Origin of the sequence: Cryobacterium luteum (assembly GCF_900110125.1) — a bacterium.
In the GTDB taxonomy this organism is placed as follows: domain Bacteria; phylum Actinomycetota; class Actinomycetes; order Actinomycetales; family Microbacteriaceae; genus Cryobacterium; species Cryobacterium luteum.
This window is the reverse complement of sequence record NZ_FOCN01000013.1, coordinates 63,283-83,651: the sequence shown is the minus strand read 5'-3', so window position 1 is coordinate 83,651 and position 20,369 is coordinate 63,283. Positions and strand designations below refer to the sequence as shown.

General features: G+C 67.0%; 25 protein-coding genes. 11 read left to right on the top strand and 14 right to left on the bottom strand.

Features of this window, described 5'->3' with window-relative positions:
• Nucleotides 1-54: 54 nt before the first annotated feature.
• Nucleotides 55-231 (top strand): hypothetical protein, encoded by a 177-nt coding sequence (locus tag BMW72_RS18790; RefSeq protein WP_166787669.1) that lies wholly within the window; start codon nt 55-57, stop codon nt 229-231.
• Between the two features lie 185 nt (nt 232-416).
• Nucleotides 417-1,079, top strand: coding sequence for a DUF7002 family protein (locus tag BMW72_RS13085; protein WP_092111251.1), 663 nt, complete (start codon nt 417-419; stop codon nt 1,077-1,079).
• Nucleotides 1,080-1,219: 140 nt separating this feature from the next.
• Here the strand turns inward: BMW72_RS13085 and BMW72_RS13080 are convergent, their stop codons facing one another.
• Nucleotides 1,220-2,095 (bottom strand): nuclease-related domain-containing protein, encoded by an 876-nt coding sequence (locus BMW72_RS13080; protein WP_134450316.1) that lies wholly within the window; start codon nt 2,093-2,095, stop codon nt 1,220-1,222.
• A gap of 255 nt (nt 2,096-2,350) precedes the next feature.
• Here BMW72_RS13080 and BMW72_RS13075 point away from each other — a divergent pair, with 255 nt between their 5' ends.
• A complete protein-coding gene (locus tag BMW72_RS13075; protein ID WP_134360724.1) occupies nt 2,351-2,560 on the top strand; it encodes a hypothetical protein in 210 nt (69 codons plus the stop codon).
• On the opposite strand, the gene BMW72_RS13070 is transcribed toward BMW72_RS13075, so the two are convergent.
• Both BMW72_RS13070 and BMW72_RS13065 read right to left on the bottom strand, forming a co-directional pair.
• Nucleotides 2,557-3,045, bottom strand: a complete 489-nt coding sequence (locus BMW72_RS13070; protein WP_092111246.1) for a heme-degrading domain-containing protein — start codon at nt 3,043-3,045, stop codon at nt 2,557-2,559. The two genes, BMW72_RS13075 and BMW72_RS13070, sit on opposite strands and share 4 nt — an antisense overlap.
• 50 nt (nt 3,046-3,095) lie before the next feature.
• Entirely contained in the window at nt 3,096-3,779 is a 684-nt protein-coding gene (locus BMW72_RS13065; RefSeq protein ID WP_092111244.1) for a hypothetical protein, read from the bottom strand.
• Nucleotides 3,780-3,941: 162 nt separating this feature from the next.
• Between BMW72_RS13065 and BMW72_RS13060 the strand changes: the two genes are divergently transcribed.
• A complete protein-coding gene (locus BMW72_RS13060; RefSeq protein WP_166787668.1) occupies nt 3,942-4,859 on the top strand; it encodes a GmrSD restriction endonuclease domain-containing protein in 918 nt (305 codons plus the stop codon).
• 7 nt (nt 4,860-4,866) lie between these two features.
• Here the strand turns inward: BMW72_RS13060 and BMW72_RS13055 are convergent, their stop codons facing one another.
• Both BMW72_RS13055 and BMW72_RS13050 read right to left on the bottom strand, forming a co-directional pair.
• Nucleotides 4,867-5,520, bottom strand: coding sequence for a sensor histidine kinase (locus tag BMW72_RS13055; RefSeq protein ID WP_092111243.1), 654 nt, complete (start codon nt 5,518-5,520; stop codon nt 4,867-4,869).
• A 38-nt stretch (nt 5,521-5,558) separates the two neighbouring features.
• Nucleotides 5,559-6,359 (bottom strand): nuclease-related domain-containing protein, encoded by an 801-nt coding sequence (locus BMW72_RS13050; RefSeq protein ID WP_092111241.1) that lies wholly within the window; start codon nt 6,357-6,359, stop codon nt 5,559-5,561.
• A gap of 252 nt (nt 6,360-6,611) precedes the next feature.
• Between BMW72_RS13050 and BMW72_RS13045 the strand changes: the two genes are divergently transcribed.
• The gene (locus tag BMW72_RS13045) at nt 6,612-7,190 is read left to right on the top strand and encodes a PepSY domain-containing protein (RefSeq protein ID WP_092111239.1); all 579 of its coding nucleotides are present in this window, start codon (nt 6,612-6,614) and stop codon (nt 7,188-7,190) included.
• Between the two features lie 49 nt (nt 7,191-7,239).
• Here the strand turns inward: BMW72_RS13045 and rraA are convergent, their stop codons facing one another.
• From rraA to BMW72_RS13030, 3 genes are read right to left on the bottom strand one after another with little or no spacing between them, the layout of a single operon-like run.
• Nucleotides 7,240-7,707, bottom strand: coding sequence for a ribonuclease E activity regulator RraA (gene rraA, locus BMW72_RS13040; RefSeq protein WP_092111237.1), 468 nt, complete (start codon nt 7,705-7,707; stop codon nt 7,240-7,242).
• Nucleotides 7,708-7,756: 49 nt separating this feature from the next.
• The gene (gene menC / locus BMW72_RS13035; protein ID WP_092111235.1) at nt 7,757-8,866 is read right to left on the bottom strand and encodes an o-succinylbenzoate synthase; all 1,110 of its coding nucleotides are present in this window, start codon (nt 8,864-8,866) and stop codon (nt 7,757-7,759) included.
• Nucleotides 8,863-9,720 carry a hypothetical protein gene (locus tag BMW72_RS13030; RefSeq protein WP_092111233.1) on the bottom strand — a complete coding sequence of 286 codons (858 nt, stop codon included), beginning with the start codon at nt 9,718-9,720 and terminating at the stop codon, nt 8,863-8,865. The genes menC and BMW72_RS13030 overlap by 4 nt, the downstream gene beginning before the upstream one ends.
• A gap of 147 nt (nt 9,721-9,867) precedes the next feature.
• On the opposite strand from BMW72_RS13030, the gene BMW72_RS13025 reads away from it, so the two are divergent.
• Both BMW72_RS13025 and BMW72_RS13020 read left to right on the top strand, forming a co-directional pair.
• Entirely contained in the window at nt 9,868-10,242 is a 375-nt protein-coding gene (locus BMW72_RS13025) for an acylphosphatase (RefSeq protein WP_092111231.1), read from the top strand.
• 72 nt (nt 10,243-10,314) lie between these two features.
• On the top strand, nt 10,315-10,974 hold the full coding sequence (locus tag BMW72_RS13020; RefSeq protein ID WP_092111229.1) for a Pr6Pr family membrane protein: 660 nt from the start codon (nt 10,315-10,317) through the stop codon (nt 10,972-10,974).
• A 4-nt stretch (nt 10,975-10,978) separates the two neighbouring features.
• Here BMW72_RS13020 and BMW72_RS13015 read toward each other — a convergent pair whose 3' ends face one another.
• Nucleotides 10,979-12,385: a flavin monoamine oxidase family protein gene (locus tag BMW72_RS13015; RefSeq protein WP_092111227.1), complete on the bottom strand. Its 1,407-nt coding sequence runs from the start codon at nt 12,383-12,385 to the stop codon at nt 10,979-10,981.
• 166 nt (nt 12,386-12,551) lie between these two features.
• Between BMW72_RS13015 and BMW72_RS13010 the strand changes: the two genes are divergently transcribed.
• Genes BMW72_RS13010 through BMW72_RS12995 form a run of 4 tightly spaced genes read left to right on the top strand, consistent with a single transcriptional unit; the run spans nt 12,552 to nt 14,612 of the window.
• On the top strand, nt 12,552-12,923 hold the full coding sequence (locus BMW72_RS13010; RefSeq protein WP_092111225.1) for a GntR family transcriptional regulator: 372 nt from the start codon (nt 12,552-12,554) through the stop codon (nt 12,921-12,923).
• Entirely contained in the window at nt 12,920-13,840 is a 921-nt protein-coding gene (locus BMW72_RS13005; RefSeq protein WP_092111223.1) for an ABC transporter ATP-binding protein, read from the top strand. The genes BMW72_RS13010 and BMW72_RS13005 overlap by 4 nt, the downstream gene beginning before the upstream one ends.
• Entirely contained in the window at nt 13,837-14,343 is a 507-nt protein-coding gene (locus tag BMW72_RS13000; protein ID WP_092111221.1) for a hypothetical protein, read from the top strand. Before BMW72_RS13005 ends, BMW72_RS13000 begins: the two co-directional genes overlap by 4 nt.
• Nucleotides 14,319-14,612 (top strand): hypothetical protein, encoded by a 294-nt coding sequence (locus BMW72_RS12995; protein ID WP_092111219.1) that lies wholly within the window; start codon nt 14,319-14,321, stop codon nt 14,610-14,612. The genes BMW72_RS13000 and BMW72_RS12995 overlap by 25 nt, the downstream gene beginning before the upstream one ends.
• A 3-nt stretch (nt 14,613-14,615) precedes the next feature.
• Here the strand turns inward: BMW72_RS12995 and BMW72_RS12990 are convergent, their stop codons facing one another.
• The 5 genes from BMW72_RS12990 to BMW72_RS12970 form a co-directional block, all read right to left on the bottom strand.
• Nucleotides 14,616-15,419, bottom strand: coding sequence for an SDR family oxidoreductase (locus BMW72_RS12990; RefSeq protein ID WP_092111217.1), 804 nt, complete (start codon nt 15,417-15,419; stop codon nt 14,616-14,618).
• 254 nt (nt 15,420-15,673) lie between these two features.
• Nucleotides 15,674-17,278, bottom strand: coding sequence for a DUF7059 domain-containing protein (locus tag BMW72_RS12985; RefSeq protein ID WP_092111280.1), 1,605 nt, complete (start codon nt 17,276-17,278; stop codon nt 15,674-15,676).
• A gap of 26 nt (nt 17,279-17,304) precedes the next feature.
• Entirely contained in the window at nt 17,305-18,429 is a 1,125-nt protein-coding gene (locus tag BMW72_RS12980; protein WP_092111215.1) for an FAD-dependent oxidoreductase, read from the bottom strand.
• The gene (locus BMW72_RS12975) at nt 18,422-19,126 is read right to left on the bottom strand and encodes a class I SAM-dependent methyltransferase (RefSeq protein ID WP_092111213.1); all 705 of its coding nucleotides are present in this window, start codon (nt 19,124-19,126) and stop codon (nt 18,422-18,424) included. The genes BMW72_RS12980 and BMW72_RS12975 overlap by 8 nt, the downstream gene beginning before the upstream one ends.
• Complete coding sequence (locus tag BMW72_RS12970) at nt 19,127-20,347, bottom strand: type III polyketide synthase (protein WP_092111211.1); 1,221 nt, start codon at nt 20,345-20,347, stop codon at nt 19,127-19,129.
• Between the last annotated feature and the right edge of the window lie 22 nt (nt 20,348-20,369).

The window sequence follows — 20,369 nt, the reverse complement described above, 5'->3', positions numbered from 1 at the left end:
CTCCGACTCCGCAGTGGCTACGCTTACGGCCCTTCTGGGCCGCTCGCCTCGTCTTTGAACGCGCCGGCGTTTACCGGGCCGCAGTTTCGGGCGCACGTCGCCGTGAAGTCCCAGGGTCGGGTGCACGCGGGCGACGAACTGCGCCTGACCCAGATCGCGCTCGTGGATATGGCGCCGCGGGCGGCATCCAGCGGCCGCACGGTGCTCGCGACACACGAGCTTCGCGGCTGATTTCTCCGTTGGTGCGTCAGCAGGCCGCTCACGTTGGTCGATGGCGGTCTCGACAGGCTCGACCAGCGGTGTGGGGATCTTCGCAGACCGGCGCGAGCGAAGTGGTGCGGGGCAGAGGCTACGGCTGCGGCTGCGGCTGCGGCTGCCTGGCTCGGGGCCCATCAACCGAAGAGTACGCTCGAAATGTGTTGTCCCGCGATCTGATTCGACTGTATCCCGAGCTCTACCACGTGGCCGCCGACGACAGCTGGCCCGCCATTGAGCGGCACGGGCTGCTCAGTCCGTCCGCGCTCGTGACCCGCTGGGGCGTCAAGCAGGGCGCCCCGCAGGCTGCCATTCTGGGCAAGCGGCGCGGTGAGTCGCACGTGCTGGAGCATCCGGAATTCGGCACCGCGGTCATCCGTCACCAGAAGGCCATTCATGAGCCCTCGCTCGAGGACGCCCTCGACGATATGACGCTCGCCGAATGGTACGCGGCCCTCAACGACCGGGTGTTCTTTCACCTGCAGCCGCGGCTGCTGCGTGACCTGCTGAACGCCCGCTCCTACCGCGACGACGCCCACACCGTGATCACCCTGAACACGAAGAGCCTGGTTGCCGCCCACGAGAACGAGATCGAGCTGAGCGCCATCAACTCCGGCTTCGCGCAGCGGCACAGTAAGGAACCGCGCGGGCGCGACACCTTCGAGTCGATCGAAGAATACCGGCACCCCACCCGGTCGCACGCGGTGACCAAGGGGCAGGATATCGCCGAGCTCGCCATCCCCCGCGGGGTGCGCGATCTGCGCGACCACGTCGTTCGCGTGGAGCGGATGCGTGAGGGCACGGTTCTCGAGCGCCTCACCTAGGCCGCGTCTGGCTCCGGCAGGGGGCCAATTCAGGAAATCCGGGCTCGCACGGTTATCCCACCCGCTGTTCTGGCAACGACCGGATGCTGGCCGGCGCAATTTTCCTGATTTGGCCACGAAACGAGGCGGGCGGTGCAGGGTCAGCGGGCGGCGAGGTACTCGACGGCGGTGACGATGAGCGGCGCGGTCGCCAGAGCGAGCACGGTCGCGGCCGCCGCAGCGGCGAGAACTGTGAACGTCGTGCGTCGGGTGCGGGCGGCCGCGACCTGCTGTTCGAGTGCGGTGAACCGGGCGTGCAGGTGCGCCGGAGCGAGCGGCTGGCCGGCCGCACGCCAGGTCCCCGGGTCGTCGACGAGCGTGGTGAGCGCGGCCTGCTGCTCGGCGCTGAACACCTGCGGGCGCCCAACGAGCCACCGGCGGAGGCGTGGCGAGTCGATGACCGTCACGGTATCGGGCTTGCGGGCGAGTAAAATCTTGTGCGGGTTGACCAGCACGATCACGGGTTGAACCACGGAGGTCGCCGGCATCGCCTTGGCGAGCAGCGCGGTGATCTGGGCCGATTCGAACCGGGCGTCACGCAGGTACGGCATGGCGTGTTCGCCGATCGGGATCGAACGCTGCGAACCGGTCAGGTCGCGATCCCAGTGGGTCTTCGAGTTGATCGAGAAAATTCCTCCCGGGCCGACGACGAGGTGATCGACCCAGAACGCTGTGTGGCGAATGGGCAGGGAATGATAGACGCTGTACCCCTCGGGGAGCCGGGCGAGAATATCTCCGACAATCATCTCGGCCTGCGCCGCCCGCAACCAGCTCAACTCGTTCGCATCGAGCGGCGAGGCGCCCAGGGTGCGGGCCAGCCGGGAGCGCTGCGGTCGGTCGCCATGCTGGCGGAGCAGTTCCTCAACGACGGATTGGCCGGCAAACCGGCCGGGAGCGGTGGGGATGAACGGCACCGCCGAGCGAGCGGGCTCGCTGTCACGAGCGGGTACTCCAGCGCCGAGAATTGTTGTGGCCACGTTCACTTGCCTCACCACGGGTTTGCACCCCGTACTATGGTGGCACCGACACCTGCCGATTCCGTTCCAACAATCGGCCGTGTCGCAGCATTGGTTAGCAATTCCTAAGTAATGCTCATTCGGCACTGGAGCGACGTGCGAGGCTGGCGCGGAGCATCCGCTATCAATCTAGGGGTGCAGCCTTGAATGCTGCCTCCCCCACTAAGTAGGGCAACGTCGGCTAGCCTGAAAGTCCCCCACCGATTGGATCCGTACGTGAAACACCTGACTTTCAACGTTTGCGCGATCGCGGGACTCGGATTCAGTGGCCTGGCCGTGCTTCTGCTGCTGGCCAATCTGCTCGCGGGCAACCAGTTCGTCGACGTGATCCTTCCGGCGGCCGTGGTGTCGCTCGTGGTCGGCGGAGCGTTCTCGGTGCGCGCACGCCTGCTGTCCGCCAAGGGGAACGGGCCGACGAAGCGCTAAGCGTCGGGGTGCGTGCCGGTCGTGAGCTGCTCACGAAGCGCCCGAACGACGAGGGCGTGGTCGTCAAGCTGCGGCAGACCGGAGACGCCGACCATGCCCACCATCGCGCCGTGCACGAACAGCGGAAACGCTCCCCCGTGTGCAGCAAACCGTGCCGGGTCCAGCCGGGAATCACGGTCGAAATCGACCCCACGGCTGCGAAACTCCACGCCGACGGCGAGCGAAGAATGCCCGTACCGGCGCACGACGGCGAACTTGCGTTCCAGCCAGGCGTCATTATCAGCGGATGCTCCCCCCAGGCCGGCCTGAAACACCCGTTGGTCACCCAGCATGATCGCGATCGCGATCGGCAGGGCCTGCGCGGCGGCGATCGTGCGCAGCCGGGTACCGAGCACCCAGGCATCGTCGTGGCTGAAGCCGGAGAACTGCAGGGTGCGTTCCTGGTCGAGCAGGGTGTTCAGGTGGGCGAGGTCGTCGCTGTGCATCGGGAGTCCATTCCGGGCGTCGTTGCCGTGGTGCCACCTGTCGGCGGTGGCTACTCCCCCACGGTATCGGGCCGCGGCACGATTGACGGGCGAACACCCCAGGTCAGCGGGTTGTCGATCACGGCCGCGAGCTCCATGCGTTCGATCGGGCGCAGTACCTGCGGGCGGGCGGCCAGCCAGGAGCCGAGCGCGCCGGCGCCGAGCACCGGCATCCCTGCCTTTCGCGCGGTCGGGCGGCCGCTGGTCCACAACGCGCGGGCGCCGAGCACGACGAGAGCCGGTTGCACCGCTGTGCGCAGCGGAAGCCGTCCGCGCAATAGCGCCGTGAGGCGGTGCGCATCGGCTGCGGCGAGCGCGAGATTCGGCGAGCACGCTCCGGCGGCGAACACCGTGTGGCCGTGCACCCAGGCAATCCGGCCGTCATAGAGCTGCGCGTGCAGCGCGAGAACACCGCCGGGGCCGACCAACAGGCGCACCGCGCATGCGTTGTCACCGCCGAGTGCGGGTGAGCTGAAGGCGGCCCAATGCTCGGGCAGCGTGTCAAGCAGCGTGTCAACGGCGATCTCGCTGCGTGCCCTGGCCAGCGCCAGGTCGATCGGCGTCACCGCCGGGCGGAGGGCACGACCAAGCAGCCAGGCCGGGCCGGTCGAACTTCGAGGCGCTCCAGCGCGAGTCGATTCGGGCAGTTCCGGGGGCGTCGTCAGACGCCGCCGCGTGGAGAGTATGTGAGTCATCAGTGCTCCTCGCCGGGTTCTATATCCTGCCAGCGTCATCCGCTTTTCAAGACCCCCAAAAGGGGTGACTTTTCACCAATGCTGATGCGCGCCGTGTTTCGCGGTCGGCCGGGCAGGCCCCGTATATTCGAAGGGTCGTACCGTGCGGCCAGAGGGAGCCCGATGACCGTTCGACGTGCACTTCGATCGTTTCTGGTGATCGGGTCGATCGTGGGGGTGTTCGCGGCGATCCTGGTGGGATCGTCGGTGGCGGGGTCATCCGTTTCGTCTGAACGGGCCGAACCCACCAGTAGTGCACGAGCTTCGGCGTCACCGGCCGTCACTGCGGCCCCCGAGGCTCCGTTTGATACCGCGGCCCTCACCGTGCTTGCGACCCTTCCGGTGAAGGGGCGCGCGCCGAAGACCGGCTACGACCGCGAGGGTAGTTTCGGATCGGCCTGGCAGGATGTGGACCAGAACGGATGCGACACCCGTAACGACATCCTGGCCCGCGACCTCACCGTTCTCGTGGTCGACAGCGGCTGTGAGGTTCAGAGCGGCACGCTGCTCGGCCCCTATACCGGCCTGACCATCGCCTTCGTGCGCGGCCAGACGACCTCAGCGCTCGTGCAGATCGACCACGTCGTGGCGCTCTCGAATGCCTGGCAGACCGGCGCTCAGCAGCTGTCGCCGGAGCAGCGGGTGGCGCTCGCCAACGATCCGCTCAATCTGCTCGCCGTCGACGGCGTGACCAACTCGCGCAAGGGCGACGGCGACACGGCCACCTGGCTGCCGCCGCTGAAGAGTTATCGGTGCGCCTATGTGGCTCGACAGGTGTCGGTGAAGGCGAGCTACGCGCTGTGGGTGACGGCGGCCGAACGGGATGCCATGATGCGCATCCTGTCGGACTGTCCCGACGAGGTCGCGAGTATCGATACGGATCCCTTTGTCGCGCCGACCGTCGAAGCGCCGCTCCCGAGCGACGTCAATTTTGAGAACTGCACCGCCGCCCGCGAGGCCGGAGCGGCCCCCGTGCACAGCGGTGATCCCGGCTACGGCCGCCACCTCGACCGCGACGGTGACGGGACCGGCTGCGAATAGTCGGGAGTCAGGCAGCGGCCAGGGGCAGGGTGAGCGCGAAGCGGGCACCCTGCGGCGCGGCTGCCACAGCACCGTCGACCACAGCACCGTCGACCGCAGCAACCGGATCGAGGCACTGTAGGGTGCCGCCGTGCGTTCGGGTCAGCGCCCGGGCAATCGACAGGCCCAGGCCGGAACCGCCGCGGTTGCTCGCCCGCGCGGGGTCGAGGCGCACGAACCGTTCACAGATGCGCTCCCGGTCACCCTCGGGAACGCCGGATCCGGAATCGGTCACCTCGAGCTGCGCGGTGCCGTCGGCACCGACCAGGCTGGGGCGGATGCTCGCTCCCGCCTCGGTGGCGTTCCGCACGTTCCCGAGCAGGTTCGTCACAATCTGCGCCAACCGTTGCGCGTCGCCGCTCACCCACACATCGGGTTCGACTGTCAGTTCGTATTCGCGACCGGCCCCGAGCTGTCGCTGCTCGGCGACCACAGCACGAGTGAGTGCCGACAGGTCGACCGGCTCGAAGGCCACGCCCGGGTCTCCCTGGTCGAGTCGGGTCATGAGCAGCAGGTCGTCGACCAGCCGGGCGGCGCGTTGCGTCTGCTGAATCATGCTGACGGTGAGGCTCTCCCGTTCGGCGCGGGGCGGATTGTCGCGCAGCAGCGTTTCAGTCCCCAACGGAAGCCGAGCGGCTTGGTGATGCCCGTCTTCTCGCGCTACAGCGCGCCCACGAGACGGGGCACGGACAACAGAAGTTCCATGGCCGCCACGGTGGTGAGCACCACCCCCAGCGGCAACCACAGCAGGCGGGTGCGTCGGGCCCGAGCCACTTCGGTCTCGAGCACACCGAATCGCTGCAGGATCTCGGCCGGCTCGAGCGCTGGGAGGGCCTGCCAGAGCACCGGATTCTCGACGAACCCGGCGACCTCCAGCCGGTCGAGGGGCGCCAGAACCGGAGGCAGTCCCTGCAGCCACGCGCACAGGTTGGCCACCTCGATGATCTTCACCCGCGACGGCGGTGCCTTCACCGTGACGCTCCTGGTGTCCACGAGCACGACGACCCCGTGCACCGACGCGGCGCGCGGCATCCGCTGAGAAAGAAGAGTAGTCAGGCTGACCGCTTCATATTCCGCTTCCCTTATATAGGGAATCTTGCGGGCACCGACCAGCACGCTGCGCCCGGCTACCTGCACGGCCTTACGCGCTTGTCGGTCGGAGTGGAGGGCGAATACGCCGCCTGGGCCGATCACGAGGTGGTCGACGTCGGCGCCGCTGTCGCCGACCGGGAGGGAATGAAAGACGATCCACTCCCTGGGCAGGTCGGCCAAAGCCAGTCCCACCGCGATTTCGGCGCGCGCGGCAGCGAAGCATCGCACGGCATCGGCGCCGAGTGGGGAGCGACCAATCAGGCGTTCCAACGGGTTGCGAGGCGCCATCAGACGCTGCTCCAGCAGGAGCACTTCTATGATCGATTGCGCAGGGCAACGCTGTCGCATGATCGGAGTATCGATGGTCACGGTTCTCCTGTTCGGGTGCTTGAATCTAGCCGCTCCGAGACCGTGGCCAAGAGCCCCAGAAGAGGCGCTTGTATCTGAGGTTCGCTCGTGATTATCATGCCGGCAACGAGATGCGAACTTCAAGATCTGAATCACCTGTGCCTGCGCTCATCCATTAGGGGTGTACATTCCTTCGCTTAGGCTGAGCCAGCAACTTAGGCTGGCCGTTTGGTCCCCTGCGCCTGGGGGCTCCAAGGTAAAGGCACCTGCACCATGAACAAGAAGAACATTCTCATCGCCACCGCCGTCGGCGTGGTCCTCATGCTGGGTGGTGCAGGCATCGCCCTGGCCGTCAGCGACCTGGGCGACAACGACGGCCCGCTCACGGGCGAGACCCTCGACCGTGCGAGCAACGCGGCCCTGGCCGAAGTCGGCCCGGGCACCGTGACGAGCGCGGAGCGCAACGATGACGGCGGCAGCGTCTACGACCTCGAGGTGCGCCTCGACGATGGAACCACGGTCGACGTTGAGCTCAACGATTCCTTCGATGTGGTCTGGGTCGGCGACTACGACACCAACGACAACAACTCGAACACCAGTTCACCGGCGCCGAGTGCGACCCCGTCGGCCACGGCCGACACGAGTGCCGCCGACCAGGCCGCCAATGAGCGCGCCAGTGCTGAAGCCGCCGCCCTTGCCGCGATCGGCAGCGGTCGCGTCACTGACTTCGACCGGGACGACGACTGGGATCACCTCTATGAGGTTGAGGTCACCCTCGACGACGGCAGCGACCGCGACGTCGACCTCGACGCCAATTTCGTCGTCGTGAGCATTGACGACGTGCAGCAATAAGTCTTCTGCGCTGAAGCGCTGAGCGAATTCGCTCAGCGCTTCAGTGACGTCAGCGTTCGACGAGAATGCCGTCTTCATCGCAGTACACGGTGCGTCCGGGAGTGAAGACCACGCCGGCGAACTCGACGACGGCATCCGCTACCCCCGAGCCGGTCTTGGAACTCTTGCGCGGGTTGCTGCCGAGGGCTTTCACCCCGAGATCAAGGGCGCCGATGGCGACTCGGTCACGCACGGCGCCATTGATAATCGCGCCGGACCATCCGTTCGCGACGGCGAGGTCGGCGATCATGTCGCCCATGAGCGCGGAGTTGAGGGAGCCGCCGCCGTCGATGACGAGTACCGCGCCGTCGCCGGGTGTGGACAGGATCGATTTGAGCAGGGCGTTGTCTTCGAAGCAGGTCACCGTGCGGATCGGGCCGCTGAAGCGGGCTCGCCCACCGATCGTCTGAAACTGCAGGGGTACGGATTGCAGCTCTTCGCCACGCTCGTCGTACAAATCGGCGGTCAATACGGTCATTGTTCCTCCAGGGTTTCGTTGCTTCCAGAGTAGGCCCCGGGGGTGACGGTCAGAAACGGATGCTGAAGCTGCTCGCGGTGACGCTGGCCAACACGTCGGGCAGCACCTGCACCCCGATGCCGGGGCCGGTGGGCACGCGCAGGTGCCCGTTCTCGAGTTCGAACGGTGCGGTGAGGTCGTGTTTGAAATACCGGCTGGAGGCCGAGGTGTCCCCCGGCAGTAGGAAGTTCGGCAGGGCGGCGAGGGCCACGTTGGCCGCACGGCCGATGCCGGTTTCGAGCATGCCACCGCACCAGACGGGCACTCCGTGGGCTGCCGCCACATCGTGGATGCGGCGGGCTTCGAGGTAGCCGCCGACCCGGGCCGGCTTGACGTTGATGATGCTGCAGGCGCCCAGGGTGATCGCCGTCGCGGCGTCACGGGCCGATTCGATCGATTCGTCGAGGCAGATCGGCGTCGTGATGAGCTTGGCCAGATTGGCGTGGCCGAGCAGGTCATCCTCCTTCATCGGCTGTTCCATCAGCAGCAGGTCGAAGGGGTCGAGCAGGGCAAGGTGCCGGGCGTCGGCGAGGGTGTAGGCGGTGTTCGCGTCAACCTGCAGCAGCAGGTCGGGGCCGAATCGTTCGCGCACGGCCCGTACCGGAGCCAGGTCCCAGCCGGGTTCGATTTTGAGTTTGATGCGCAGGTAGCCCTCGGCGAGGTAGCCGGCGACGGCGTCGAGCAGTTCCGGGATCGAGTCCATGATGCCCACCGACACTCCGGCCGGAACTGTGTCGCGCACCGCGCCGAGGTGGCTGCCGAACGAGACGCCGGTTGTTTTCAGCTGCGCATCGAGGATGGCCGTCTCGAGCACGGCCTTGCTCATCCTGTGCCCCTTGACCGGCTCGAGCGCGGTGGCAACGCGTTCGGCGCTGAGTCGGTCGCCGAGGGCCTGCAACCGGGGCACGAGATGGTCGCGAATGACAAAGTCACTCGCATCGAGAAATTCACTGCTGTAGAGCGGATGCGCGTCGGCGGCGCACTCGGCCCAGCCCTCGGCATCCGCTGTGGTGACGCGCACGACGGTGACCTCCCGCTCGGTGGAGGTGCCGAACGAGGTGCGGAACGGCCGCACCAGCGGCATGTGTACGCGGCGTAGCTCGATGGTCTCGATTTTCATTCTGTTCCTCCTGGCTCGATTCGGTACCAGCCGTCCCGGCTGACCCCGCGGGCTATCTGACCCGAAGCGAATACATCGGTGAAAATTGAACGGATCCTGCGGCGCCACTCTGCCGCGACCTCCGGGTTCTGCGCGCGCAGGGCCACGATGTCGGTGGGAACCCGGCACCACAGGGCGCCGTTCGCCGATACCAGTACGGGGTTACCGTCGGGGCCTTCTTGGAGCACATCGCTCGGGCTATAGGAGGGTCGGTCAACCGCGATCGGGCGGTCTTCGCTGCAGGCTGTGGCTTCGGCGCTCGTGAGCGGCCAGACGGCGACGAGTCGGTCGCTTTCATCGTTTGCGTTCATCTCGCCCTGCATGGGGCCGTAGAAGTCGACGACGTACTCGTTCGCATGGGCGCCGAGTTTGCTGAGATTGAAGCGAGCGTTGCGGCTGACCAGGGGGTCGAAGGTCCAGGTCATCTCGGTGAGGTCGCGGGCCAGTCCCCAGGCGCGCTGGTGCTGCTTGAGGGCGAAGCCCACGCCGCGGTCGCTGATTCCGGGTGCAACGCCGGCGATCAGGGAGTACATCGATGAGGACTGCGGGGTGACGATGGCCGCAGCGGCACCGATGATTCTTCCGGCTTGGTCGCGGGCCGCGGTCACATTGCAGCCGGCGTGGCTGATGCTGCGCAGCAGCTCGGAGGGGATGGCGCTCTCGCCGGGAGGCAGCAGCCACACCCGGCTGAACAGGGCTTCGATCTCAAGAAAACCGGCCAGGCTGCTCTCGTCACTCACGACGGCGCCGGCCGATTCGGCCGCGACCAGCGCGGCGGTTTCGGCCTGCTGGGTGAGAGACCATTTCTGGGACATCTGCCCAGTCTGGCAGCCTCGCCCGCCAGCCGTCTGCCCCACTCACCTTGAGAAGTGCACGACTCGCCCGAATGCAGCTTCGGGCAAAATTCCCGACAGATCTGAGAAAGCCTCGCTTTCGCGGGGTGGGTTTGGTACACTCGTTCTATGAGCCAGCGCGGCGACACCCCCCAGCCGGGCCGCGCCGATCCGTTCTTCGCCGCGTACGGCCGACCGCCGAGCACTCTCGAGGAGCGTGCCGAGTTCGAGGTGTTCTGGGCGCAGTGCCAGGCAGACTGGCAGGTCGAAATTGCTGAGGGCCTCGGGCAGTTCGCTCCGTACGAGGCCCTCCACCTCGGACTGGTCGGGTACGCCCGCAACCGACCCGACGGATCGGTGGAACTCGAAATCGAGGGGCGGGAAGCATCCGTTTCGCGCATGCTGCTCTGGCTTCAGACCGGCCCGCGCTACGCCGTCGTGACCGCCCTCGAGGTGAGTGATGTCGCCGCAACCGGCGAGAGCGAATTTCAGATCACCGACTGAGGTCGGAGGCCGCCCGGCGCTGGCGTAGCGTTAGCCTATGACCGCGCGCACGAGCCCCACCGGGGGGCGGCAATGAGAGCGCGCACCGCTTTCGGTGTGGCGCGCCTCGGCCTGACGTCGGTAGGACTGGTCGCGCTGATCGGCTACTTTCAGTACACCCTCGGGGTGGCCACCTTTGCGATTGCCAACTTTTTCAGCTATTTCACGGTGCAGAGCGCCATCGCGTCGGTCTTCGTCTTTGTGACGGCCGCCGGGGTGGCTTTGCGACGACCCACCGACCCGGCCTGGCTCGACATGTTGCGCGCCATGGTCACCACCTACATTCTGGTCTCGGGCGTGGTCTACGGAATCATCGTCTGGCAGTCCTCGGGAGCGAATTACTCGATCGAAGTGCCGTGGTCGAGCCAACTGCTGCACTTCGTGATTCCGGTCTTCGCCCTGATCGACTGGATCGTCGACCCGTTCAAAGCCCGTCTGTCGTGGAAGTATCTCGGCTGGGCCATTGTCTTTCCGGTGTTCTGGCTGGTCTTCACCCTCATTCGCGGACCGATTGTGGGCTGGTACCCATACTTTTTTCTCGACGCCCGCCAGGTGAGCGGCCCGGGCGAGACCGTGTTCTATTGCCTCATCATCGTGGCGATCATCACCGGCGTCGCGGCGCTGCTCACCTGGATCACGCGCCTGAAACGGATGCCACGCCACCTGGTTTTGCCCTGGCGAGCCTCAGCCTGACCTGCTATTCAGGAACAGCGAGGAACGGCTCGAGTGCGGTGAGCGCGGCCGCCAGAAAAGCATCGTCATCGAGGTCGCTCAACCGGGTTGCGTTTTCGGCCGCGACCAGGCCCATCAGAATGGGTTCGCCGGTGAGCGGCATCATGTTGATCCACACCGGAAAGTCTGCGTCTTCGCCGACGATGGTCCAGAGCCGCGCAGCGGTGTCCCAGAACGGCACGTCGAAGCGCAGCCAGATCTTGTCGACCACACCCATGCCAAGAGCCGCGATGGCGCCCCGGTGGGCAAAGGGCAGCGGGGGGGAAAACTCGATCGCCGCAGCCTTCAGCACGCCGAGCGGCACCGTCACGATCACCCGATCCGCCGACAACGACTCGCCGGTCCCGAGCCGCAGACTCACCCCGCGGTCATCGTGGGCGATACGGTTGACCACGCTGGAGAGCAACAGTTCGAGCCCCTCCGCGTCACTCGTCAGCAGGGTTGAGTACCCGCCCACCACGATCTGGTCATCGTCGGCGCTTGCAATGTCGGTCGTGTACCAGGCCGATTGCTGGCTCGGCGTGGCGCCGGTCTCCACCTTGAGCTTCGTGGCGATTTCGTACTCAAGCCAGTCGGCATCCGCCAGGCCTTCGGCGTTTGCCGTCGTCGACAGGCCGGCTTCACCCGAGTCGACCAGGGCACGTTCGACCGAGACGTCCTGTTGTTGATCAGCCGCCCAGTCGAGCGCGCCGGCGACGGCCTGGGCCCCGAGCGGTGACACTTCGACGACCGAACCGGCCCGGGTACGCACCTCGGGCGTGCGCACGAACGGCAGCAGCGTCACCCCGAGGGCGGTCAGCTCCTCATCGAGAAAATTGTCGGAGCTGCGGTGCACGAAGGAGGGACCATGTTCGATCGCAAACGGCCAGTCTCCGCTGACGGTATCGATACGCCCCCCGATACGGTCGCGAGCTTCGACCACGACCACGCTGAAGCCGGCGTCGACCAGCTGGCGAGCGGCGGTGATACCGGCAATTCCGGCACCCACGACCATTATTCGTTCGTCGGGTGCCGCGACGTCCTGCACCTGGCTGGCCGCGAGCACGCCCGAGGCGCGCGCGCCCTGCACGGTGCCGGGCTCCTCCCCCGCGGTAGCTTCACCGGCAAAGAACACGCGAGCATCGATGGCCTCGCCGAGGGCCGTGCGATGTTCCGGCGTGGCTCCCACGGCGGCATAACTGAACGATCCCCGGGAGAAGGCGTCGGTCGACCAGTTGGTTCGCGAGACCATGAGGGGCTGAGGCACCAGTGAGGGCGTGAGGGTGGTGGGCGAAACGGATGGCGTCGGCACCGGTGCCGGCGCCACGCACGCAGCGAGCGCCAGCACAGAAAAACCCGACGCCGTGCCGAGCAGAAAAGTGCGCCGCTTCACGATTGGCCCGGTTCACAAGGGTCGTTCGATGCGGCGCCAGTCATGACACCAAACTACCGCAGACCGCGTGTGGGTTGACATTCTCTGACCAAGGTAGTTAGTTAGTTACATGACCAACTAACCCGTGAACCGGGCGGGCGCAGCATCCACTGAAAGCAGGCAGTCCTTGATCGAAGCGGGAAAACCGATCTTCGTGCAGATCGCGGAGCAGATCGAGAACGACATCATCGATGGCGTCATCGAGGAAGAAACACCCGTGCCCTCGACCAACGAATTCGCGGCCTTTCACCGCATCAACCCGGCCACGGCGGGCAAAGGCGTCAACCGTCTGGTCGAGGACGGCATTCTCTACAAAAGGCGAGGAATAGGAATGTTTGTAGCAACCGGAGCCCGGCAGCGGCTCGTCGGCGCCCGCACCGAACAGTTTCGGGCCAATTTCGTCGGCCCACTGTTGAGCGAGGCAGCCAAGCTTGGCATCACGCCAGAGCAAGTGGCCACAATGATCAGCGAATCCGAGAGAAAGAGCAGCACCTCATGACTGACAGCATCGTGCGCGTCGCCGGCCTCACCAAGAAGTTCGGGGCTTTCACCGCCATCGACGACGTGAGTTTCACGGTCGAACGCAACAAGATCTACGGCCTGCTCGGGCGCAACGGAGCCGGCAAGACCACCCTGATGCAGCTGCTCACCGGGCAGCAGTTCGCCACGAGCGGCACCCTCGAGGTATTCGGTGCCTCCCCGGTTGAGAACGCGCGGGTGTTGCAGTCGCTGTGCTTCATCAAGGAGAGCCAGAAGTATCCCGACAGCTTTAGACCCGACCATGTGCTGGCCAGCGCGCCGTGGTTCTTCGCCCACTGGGACGCCGCATTCGCCGCCCGCCTGGTCGACGATTTTCGACTGCCGCTGAACCGTCCAATCAAGAAGCTCTCCCGCGGCCAGCTTTCCGCGGTCGGCGTGATTGTGGAGCTCGCCTCGCGCGCCCCACTCACTTTCTTTGACGAGCCCTATCTCGGACTCGATGCGGTCGCCCGGCAGATCTTCTACGATCGTCTGCTCGAGGACTACGCCGAGCATCCGCGCACGATCATTCTGTCGACGCACCTCATCGACGAGGTGAGCAACCTGCTCGAGCACGTTCTCGTCATCGACGAGGGTCGCATCCTCATAGACCAGGACGCCGAGCAGCTGCGCGGTTCCGCGAGCACCGTTGTCGGCAAGAAAACGGATGTCGACGCTTTCGTCGCCGGCCGCGACATCATCTCACGAACAGGTATCGGCGGGCTCGCCTCGGTGACCGTCGCTGGCCTCAGCGCGGCCGAACGCGCGGCGGCCCGCGCCACCGGACTCGAACTCTCGCCGGTCTCGCTGCAGCAGCTGATCGTGCAGCGCACGACGAGCGACACCGCCGAATCTGAAACTGTGACAACCACCGACGCCTGGAGTGCACGCTCATGACTGATCTGCTAGCCGGCACCGCGGCATCCGTTCACCCGCGCAGCGCCCCGGCACGCATCTGGAACGTGGTGCGGCTGCACCTCATCGACCGGCGCACCTACATTGGGATCCCCTGGCTGATCGTGGAGATGGCGTTTGTGATCACCGTCTTCATCGCCCAGATCATCGGCTTCACGACCGGCGGACTCGGCACACCCGACGCCATCGAGGGCCAGCGCTACAGCTGGGCGGTGCTCTCCCCGCAGTGGTACCTGGTCATAGTCGGCGTGCAGGCCATCTCGTTCGGGTTTCCGCTCGCGCTCGGTTTCGGCGTGACCCGCCGGGACTTCTACCTCGGCACCGCGCTGCTGTTCGTGCTGATCTCGGCCGTCAATGCCCTGGCCTTCGCGGTGCTGACGCAGCTCGAACAGGTGACCGAGGGCTGGTTCATCGACACCTACATGTTCAACGCGCTCTGGCTCGGCCTCGACGGGTTCTGGTGGACCTGTTCTCGTTCTTCGTGATGGAACTGCTCGTGTTTTTCATCGGTGCGTCGGTCGCGACGATCTACATGCGGTGGCGCATGCCCGGCATGCTCGTGTTCTGGAGCTCGCTGGCTTTGGCCATCGTCGGCGCCGTCACGATCATCACGTTCACGAGCAGCTGGCCGGCGGTCGCGCTGTGGTTCGGCGCGCAGGGCATCGCGGGCATCTTCGCCTGGCTGCTGGTGCCCGCCGCACTCGCCGGCTTCGGCGGGTTCCTGGCCCTGCGCCGGGCCACCCCGAAGAACTAGGCGTTACGCCGGGCGGCGTTCCTCGGCCACGGAGTTGCCGCCGTCGACGACGATCACCTGCCCGGTGACGTAGGCCGCGCCGGGGGAAGCGAGGAACGCGATAACGGATGCGACCTCCCCCGGCGTTCCGCTGCGCCCGGCCGGAACGCGCGCACCTTCCAGCGCCTCGCTCGTGAGCTGCGACCCGGTCGAAATCCAGCCAGGCGCCACGGCGTTGCAGGTGATGCCGGTCGCCGCCTCGTCGACGGCGAGGGCGCGGGTCAGTCCGACCAGGCCGGCCTTGGCCGCGGCGTAGGCGACGTCACCGCGGCTCGCCATGACCGCGCCGCTCACGCTCGAGACCGTCACGACGCGGCCCCAGCCGGCCGCGCGCATGAAACCGATCACCGCGCGCGTGGCGTGAAAGGCCGTGGACAGGTTGATGGCGAGGCCGTGGTCCCATTCGGCGGGGCTGGTCAGAATATCGCCGTGCCTCATCTCGGCGTCGCCGACCGCCACCATGCCGGCATTGTTCACGAGGATCGTCGGCTCGTGCCCGCCCCCAGCGAGGGCCGCCTGAAGTTGCTCCGCACCTGCCTCGGAGTCGAGGGTGCAGACGATTCCGACGGCGTCCCGGCCGGTGGCGGTGAGTTCCGCCGCCCGGTCGTGTACCCGCGCCGTTGTGCCGGTGAGAATCACCCGGGCACCGAGTTCACCCAGCATCCGTGCGGCAGCGAAGCCGATGCCGGTGGCGCTGCCCGCGCCGGTAATGAGCGCCGTACGCCCGCCGAGGTCGAGAGCGGCCGGGAGTAGGGGCGTAGGAGTCATGGCGTCAGGTTAGCGCCCCGCCCCGGGCATAACTCCTGCAATTCGTGGCCGACGCGAAGCGGATGCGCGGAATACCGCGGAATATTTCTGCGGCCGCCTCGATTTGCAGGAGTCATGCCGTGCGACCGGGGGCTAATTCAGGAAATCCGAACCGCCGGCACCCGGTTGTCCCGTGTTTCCGGGGGGTACGGGCGTTGATCCGACCCGAACTCCTGAATTAGCCACGGCCAACCCCCCGACGGAGGCCTGACGAGCTAGACCGGCTCCGGCACGGTCAGAAACCCGTCGGCTACGAGGTCGCGCACCTTGGGCAGCAGCTCGGCGCTCAACGCAACCTCATCGGCATCAAGCAGCTGAGCCAGCGCTCCGATGATGGCACCGACCGCGAGGTCGCCGTCGCAGGCACCGACCAGCCCGGCCAGCGCCGTGTCGAGCGGCACCGCACGGCCGAATCCGCTGCCCTGGTGCAGCGTCATCACGGTCGGATCCGGCTGACCGGGCCAGTAGTGGCGTTCCTCGGTGACGTCGGAGGCCACGGTGAGCTGCGTGCTCAACAGGCGCGCATCATCCGTTTGAGCCTGCCAGTCGTGGGCAGCGAGGCACTCGGCGAGGTGCGCGCCGAGGCCGGCCGGATTGTGGCCGAGAGCGCCGGGCATCCGTTCAAGACGGCGCAGGGTGGGAGCGGAAACCGGAAGGCGCAGCAGCAGGTAGCCAAAGCCCACTCGGCGCACGTCGCGCGCGTCGAAGTCGTTCAGCCAGGCGTCGTAGAGCCGGTCGAAGTCGGGGCCGGGCCGGGTACCGCCGTCGCGGATCCACGTTTCGGCGTACTCGCCCGGTGACTGAACCTCGCGTTCGATGATCCACGCGTCGAGTTTTTGAGAATGCGCTTCTGAAGAATGTGCCGCCAAGCCGACGACCGGCGTGAGCCAGCCGTCGAGCCGTTCGAAGGCATCCGTTTCGCCCGGGTATTCCCAGTTGCCGAGCAGCTGCGCCACGCCGCCGGGTGTGAGATGGTCGGCGGCTCCGCGCACGACGGCCTCGACCAGGGCGTCCCCGACCATGCCGCCGTCGCGGTATTCATAGCTCGGCACCCCCTCGGCGCGCGGGGTGATCACGAACGGCGGATTCGAGATGATGTGGTCGAACCGCTCCCCCGCCACCGGTTCGTACAGGCTGCCGAGCCGAAACTCGATGTTATCGATCTCGTTGAGCCCGGCGTTGAGCGCGGCGAGTTCGAGCGCGCGCACCGAGATGTCGGTGGCGACGACGTGCTCGGCGTGCCGAGAGGCGTGCATCGCCTGGATTCCGCAGCCCGTGCCGATGTCGAGCGCGCGCCCGACCGCGCCCGGCATCATGAGGCCGCTGAGCGTGCGCGAAGCGCCGCCGATACCGAGAACGTGGGTTTCGCCGAGCGGATGCCCGAGCGCCAGCTCCCCCAGATCGCTCACGATCCACCAGCTGCCGGCGCCGTGCGCGTCGATGAAGCTGTACGGCCGCAGGTCGACGATCGGGCGCACCCCGGCGTCAGCGTCCCCGGCTGGACCGTCCCCGGCCACACCGTCGACAACAACGAGGCCGAGCTGTTCAGCTCCGGTCGCGCGAAGCGTTGGCAGGGCTGCATCGAGGTCGGCGCTCGAGACCGGCTCGCTAAGCAAGAACAGCCGGGCGAGGGTTGCGGCCGGTTCGTTCCGCCCCAGTGTGGTGGCGAGCGCGGCGAGCGCCCGCCGGGCCGGAACCCGCTGGTTGCGAAACAGGGCGGCATCCGCTTCGATGCCCCACAGGCCGGTCAGACCGGGGACAGTAAAACGGGCGGCGGCGAGGTCGGTGCGCAGCCGAGGAATGAGAGTTGCAGAAGTCACTGATCCATTCAACTCGATCAGCGCGGTCACAACCACCGCATGGTGAATGCCCGGGCCACCAGCTCATTCGCCGGCGGCAGGGTGAGGCCGCGCACCAGTGCGTTGCGGGCGCCCAGCCGCATCCCGTGGGCCGGCCGCCCCATGGCCATGTTGAAGCCGGCCTGCCGGGCCGCTCGGCTGGCGGCGGGGCGTCGGGTGCGATCGTAACCGTTCACAGCGGATGCCGCCGCCCCCGGTTCGAGCAGCGCCCGCTGCAGCGCCGGCCGAAGCGCAACGGCGTCGAGCCAGCCCAGGTTCATGCCCTGCCCGCCGATCGGACTGATCTGGTGCGCCGCATCGCCCACCAGCACGACACGGCCGGAATGCATACTCGCCGCGAGCCGCTGCTGCACGGCGAACGCGCTCGCGGGCCCGAGCGGTTCGGCCACCCCCACGCCGGTTCGATGGTGGATCAGCGCGGCCAGGTCGGCGCTGTCGGCATCCGCTGCCAGATGGTCGGTCATCGCCACCCACCGTCGTCGTGCACCGGGCAGCGGAAACGACTCGACCACACCGCCGCGCTCGAAGTAGAGCACCGCATCGGCGTCGCGTGATTCGGGGTCGGCGAAGTCGCCCATGAGATAGGTTTCACGGCCGCCGACCTCGCGCCAGCCGATGCCGACCTGCTCGCGCACGCGGCTGCGGGCGCCGTCGGCACCGACCACATACCGGGCCTCCACCGGTCCGGCCGTCGTTGCGAGTTGCACGGCATCGCCGCGGTCGCGCAGCCCGGTCACCGTCACACCGCTGCGATACCGGCCGGGCCGCAGCTGGTCGAATCGGTCTCGCAGCAGGGCTTCCGTCTCGTATTGCGGCAGGGTTACGACGAACGGATAGACCGGCGCGGCCCGCTCGAAAGACAGGGCCCCGAGCTGTCGGCCGTCGCAACGCACCTCCCCGGCGCGAATGCGCACGGCCCGCTCAAGCAGCGCGTCGGCGACACCTATTTCGGCGAGTGCCGCCAGCGACGGCGGGTGGATGCCAATGGCCCGGGAGCGCAGCGACGGCGTTTCACGCCGTTCGAGCACCTCAACGTCGAGTCCGCCGACGGCCAGCACGCAGGCGAGCATCGTGCCGACCGGCCCGCCTCCCACGATGACGACGTCACGCATCCGGCGGCGTCCAGCCCAGCACGAGCCGGGACGGTAACCCCCGCGACACCGTCCACCCGGCAGGCACCACCGCCCGCAACTCGGTGGCGGTGTAGCTGCGCCGAATCGAGGTGAGCCCGTCCGGGCGAATGTAGGAGTGCCGAAAGAACGGCGTGGTCGCCGCCGCGAACCCGAGATATGCGTGGTTGGAACGCTCCAGGTCGGCGTGCAACACCCGACGCCGCACCAGATCCTCCGAATCCACGAGCAGCCCCTTCAACTCGGCCACGCTGAGGTGGTGCAGCACATGGTTCGAGACCACGAAGTCGAACCGTGCGCCCTCGGCCACGAGGTCGGAGCTCAACGCCCGCCGAAACGACAACCCGGCGATCTTCGGCTGGCTGGTCGCGAACACGTGCGCACGGGCATCCGGATCGATACCGGTCACCGCGAGGCGCAGGCCGTCGCGCATCGCCCAACGGGCGAGCGCCCGCGAGACGTCCCCGCCGCCCGAGCCCACATCGAGCAGCGTCATCTCCGTCGTGGTCGACAGGTCGGGGCGGATGCTGCGGCGATAGATCCCCCACCAGCCGGAGACGAGCGCGTTGACGACACGAAAATCCTGGTACGTGCGGGTGAGCATAGCCGGGTCGCAGAACGGAGAATCCATGATCTCGACCGCTCCGTGCGCCCGAACCCGCAGTGACGGAAGGGCCATTCAGCCCTCGATCACGGTCATCAGGCAGGATTCCACGGTGAGGCCGGGACCGAAGGCCATGGCGCAGACCCGTTCCCCGTCGGCGGTGGCCGAGCCGTCGAGGATGGCCTTCATCACGAACAGAATCGTCGCACTGCTCATATTGCCGTTGGTGCGCAGGGTCTCCCGCGACGGAAGCAGCTGGTCGGCGCGCAGCTCGAGCTTCGCCTCGGTCTTATCGAGGATGCTGCGACCGCCCGGGTGGATGGCCCAGTGCTCGATCACCGAGCTGAGCGAGGCGGGGGGTGCGATGGTGAGCACCGGTGCAGCCAGCACGGTGCCGACAGCCGACACCGCGGAATCCGCGTGGAGCGAAGCGGCGAGCTGGCCGGTGATCGACGCGTCACGGGCGAACAGCGGCGCCAGAGCTCCCTCGATGTGCTCGTCGATGATGTGCGGAACATAGGTGCTCAGTACCATCTCGAAGCCCGCATCGCCGATCTTCCAGGCCATGTCGCCCTCGCCGACCGGGGTGATCACCGTTTCGAAGAGGTCGAGGGCGAGGGCCTTCTCACCGGGCAAAGGCGGCCGGGCGCTGACGATGCCGGCGGCGGCGCCGTCGGAGAACAGCGATGACGCGACGATGGTGTCCGGGTCGCTCGAGGTGCGCAGGTGCAGCGAGCACAGCTCCGCGCTGACCACGAGCACGACCGCGTTCGGGTCGGCCTCGACGAACTGCTTCGCGGTGCGCAGGGCCGGCATCGACGCGTAGCAGCCCATGAATCCGAGGTGGTAGCGCTGGGTGCTCGCCCGGAGGCCGAGCTCCCGCACCAGCATGTAGTCGGGTCCCGGCGCGTAGAAACCGGTACAGGAGACGGTGACGACATGGGTCACGTCTTCGGGGCGAATGTCGGGGCAGGCGGCGAGCGCGAGGCGCCCGGCTTCGACGAAAAGTTTGGTGGCCTCGGAAATATACAGCTCGTTACGCACCTTGGTACTCGGCACCAGCAAAAGCTGCTGCCTCGCATCAAAGAATTGCGGATCGGTCGCTTCGTTGTCGAGGGTGAGTTCGTCGATGACGGTATGCCGGGTCTCGATGCCCGACACGTTGAAACTGGTGCTGACCAGCCGTTGCGCGAGCCTGCTCAGCCCGGGCTGGGCGGCGAAGATGTCGCGCACCTGCTCTTGGATCAGAATCGTCGGGGGAACTACGGTCTGGAGCGCTCTCAGCGTGACGGCCATGAGTTAGTGTCGCACGCGACTT

Bases quoted from the DNA above. Each gene is read 5' to 3' on its own strand.
- BMW72_RS13070 (WP_092111246.1), bottom strand. From the start codon at position 3,045: ATGCACAGCGACGACCTCGCCCACCTGAACACCCTGCTCGACCAGGAA.
- BMW72_RS13065 (WP_092111244.1), bottom strand. From the start codon at position 3,779: ATGACTCACATACTCTCCACGCGGCGGCGTCTGACGACGCCCCCGGAA.
- BMW72_RS13060 (WP_166787668.1), top strand. From the start codon at position 3,942: ATGACCGTTCGACGTGCACTTCGATCGTTTCTGGTGATCGGGTCGATC.
- BMW72_RS13045 (WP_092111239.1), top strand. From the start codon at position 6,612: ATGAACAAGAAGAACATTCTCATCGCCACCGCCGTCGGCGTGGTCCTC.
- rraA (WP_092111237.1), bottom strand. From the start codon at position 7,707: ATGACCGTATTGACCGCCGATTTGTACGACGAGCGTGGCGAAGAGCTG.
- menC (WP_092111235.1), bottom strand. From the start codon at position 8,866: ATGAAAATCGAGACCATCGAGCTACGCCGCGTACACATGCCGCTGGTG.
- BMW72_RS13030 (WP_092111233.1), bottom strand. From the start codon at position 9,720: ATGTCCCAGAAATGGTCTCTCACCCAGCAGGCCGAAACCGCCGCGCTG.
- BMW72_RS13025 (WP_092111231.1), top strand. From the start codon at position 9,868: ATGAGCCAGCGCGGCGACACCCCCCAGCCGGGCCGCGCCGATCCGTTC.
- BMW72_RS13020 (WP_092111229.1), top strand. From the start codon at position 10,315: ATGAGAGCGCGCACCGCTTTCGGTGTGGCGCGCCTCGGCCTGACGTCG.
- BMW72_RS13005 (WP_092111223.1), top strand. From the start codon at position 12,920: ATGACTGACAGCATCGTGCGCGTCGCCGGCCTCACCAAGAAGTTCGGG.
- BMW72_RS13000 (WP_092111221.1), top strand. From the start codon at position 13,837: ATGACTGATCTGCTAGCCGGCACCGCGGCATCCGTTCACCCGCGCAGC.
- BMW72_RS12990 (WP_092111217.1), bottom strand. From the start codon at position 15,419: ATGACTCCTACGCCCCTACTCCCGGCCGCTCTCGACCTCGGCGGGCGT.
- BMW72_RS12980 (WP_092111215.1), bottom strand. From the start codon at position 18,429: ATGCGTGACGTCGTCATCGTGGGAGGCGGGCCGGTCGGCACGATGCTC.
- BMW72_RS12975 (WP_092111213.1), bottom strand. From the start codon at position 19,126: ATGGCCCTTCCGTCACTGCGGGTTCGGGCGCACGGAGCGGTCGAGATC.
- BMW72_RS12970 (WP_092111211.1), bottom strand. From the start codon at position 20,347: ATGGCCGTCACGCTGAGAGCGCTCCAGACCGTAGTTCCCCCGACGATT.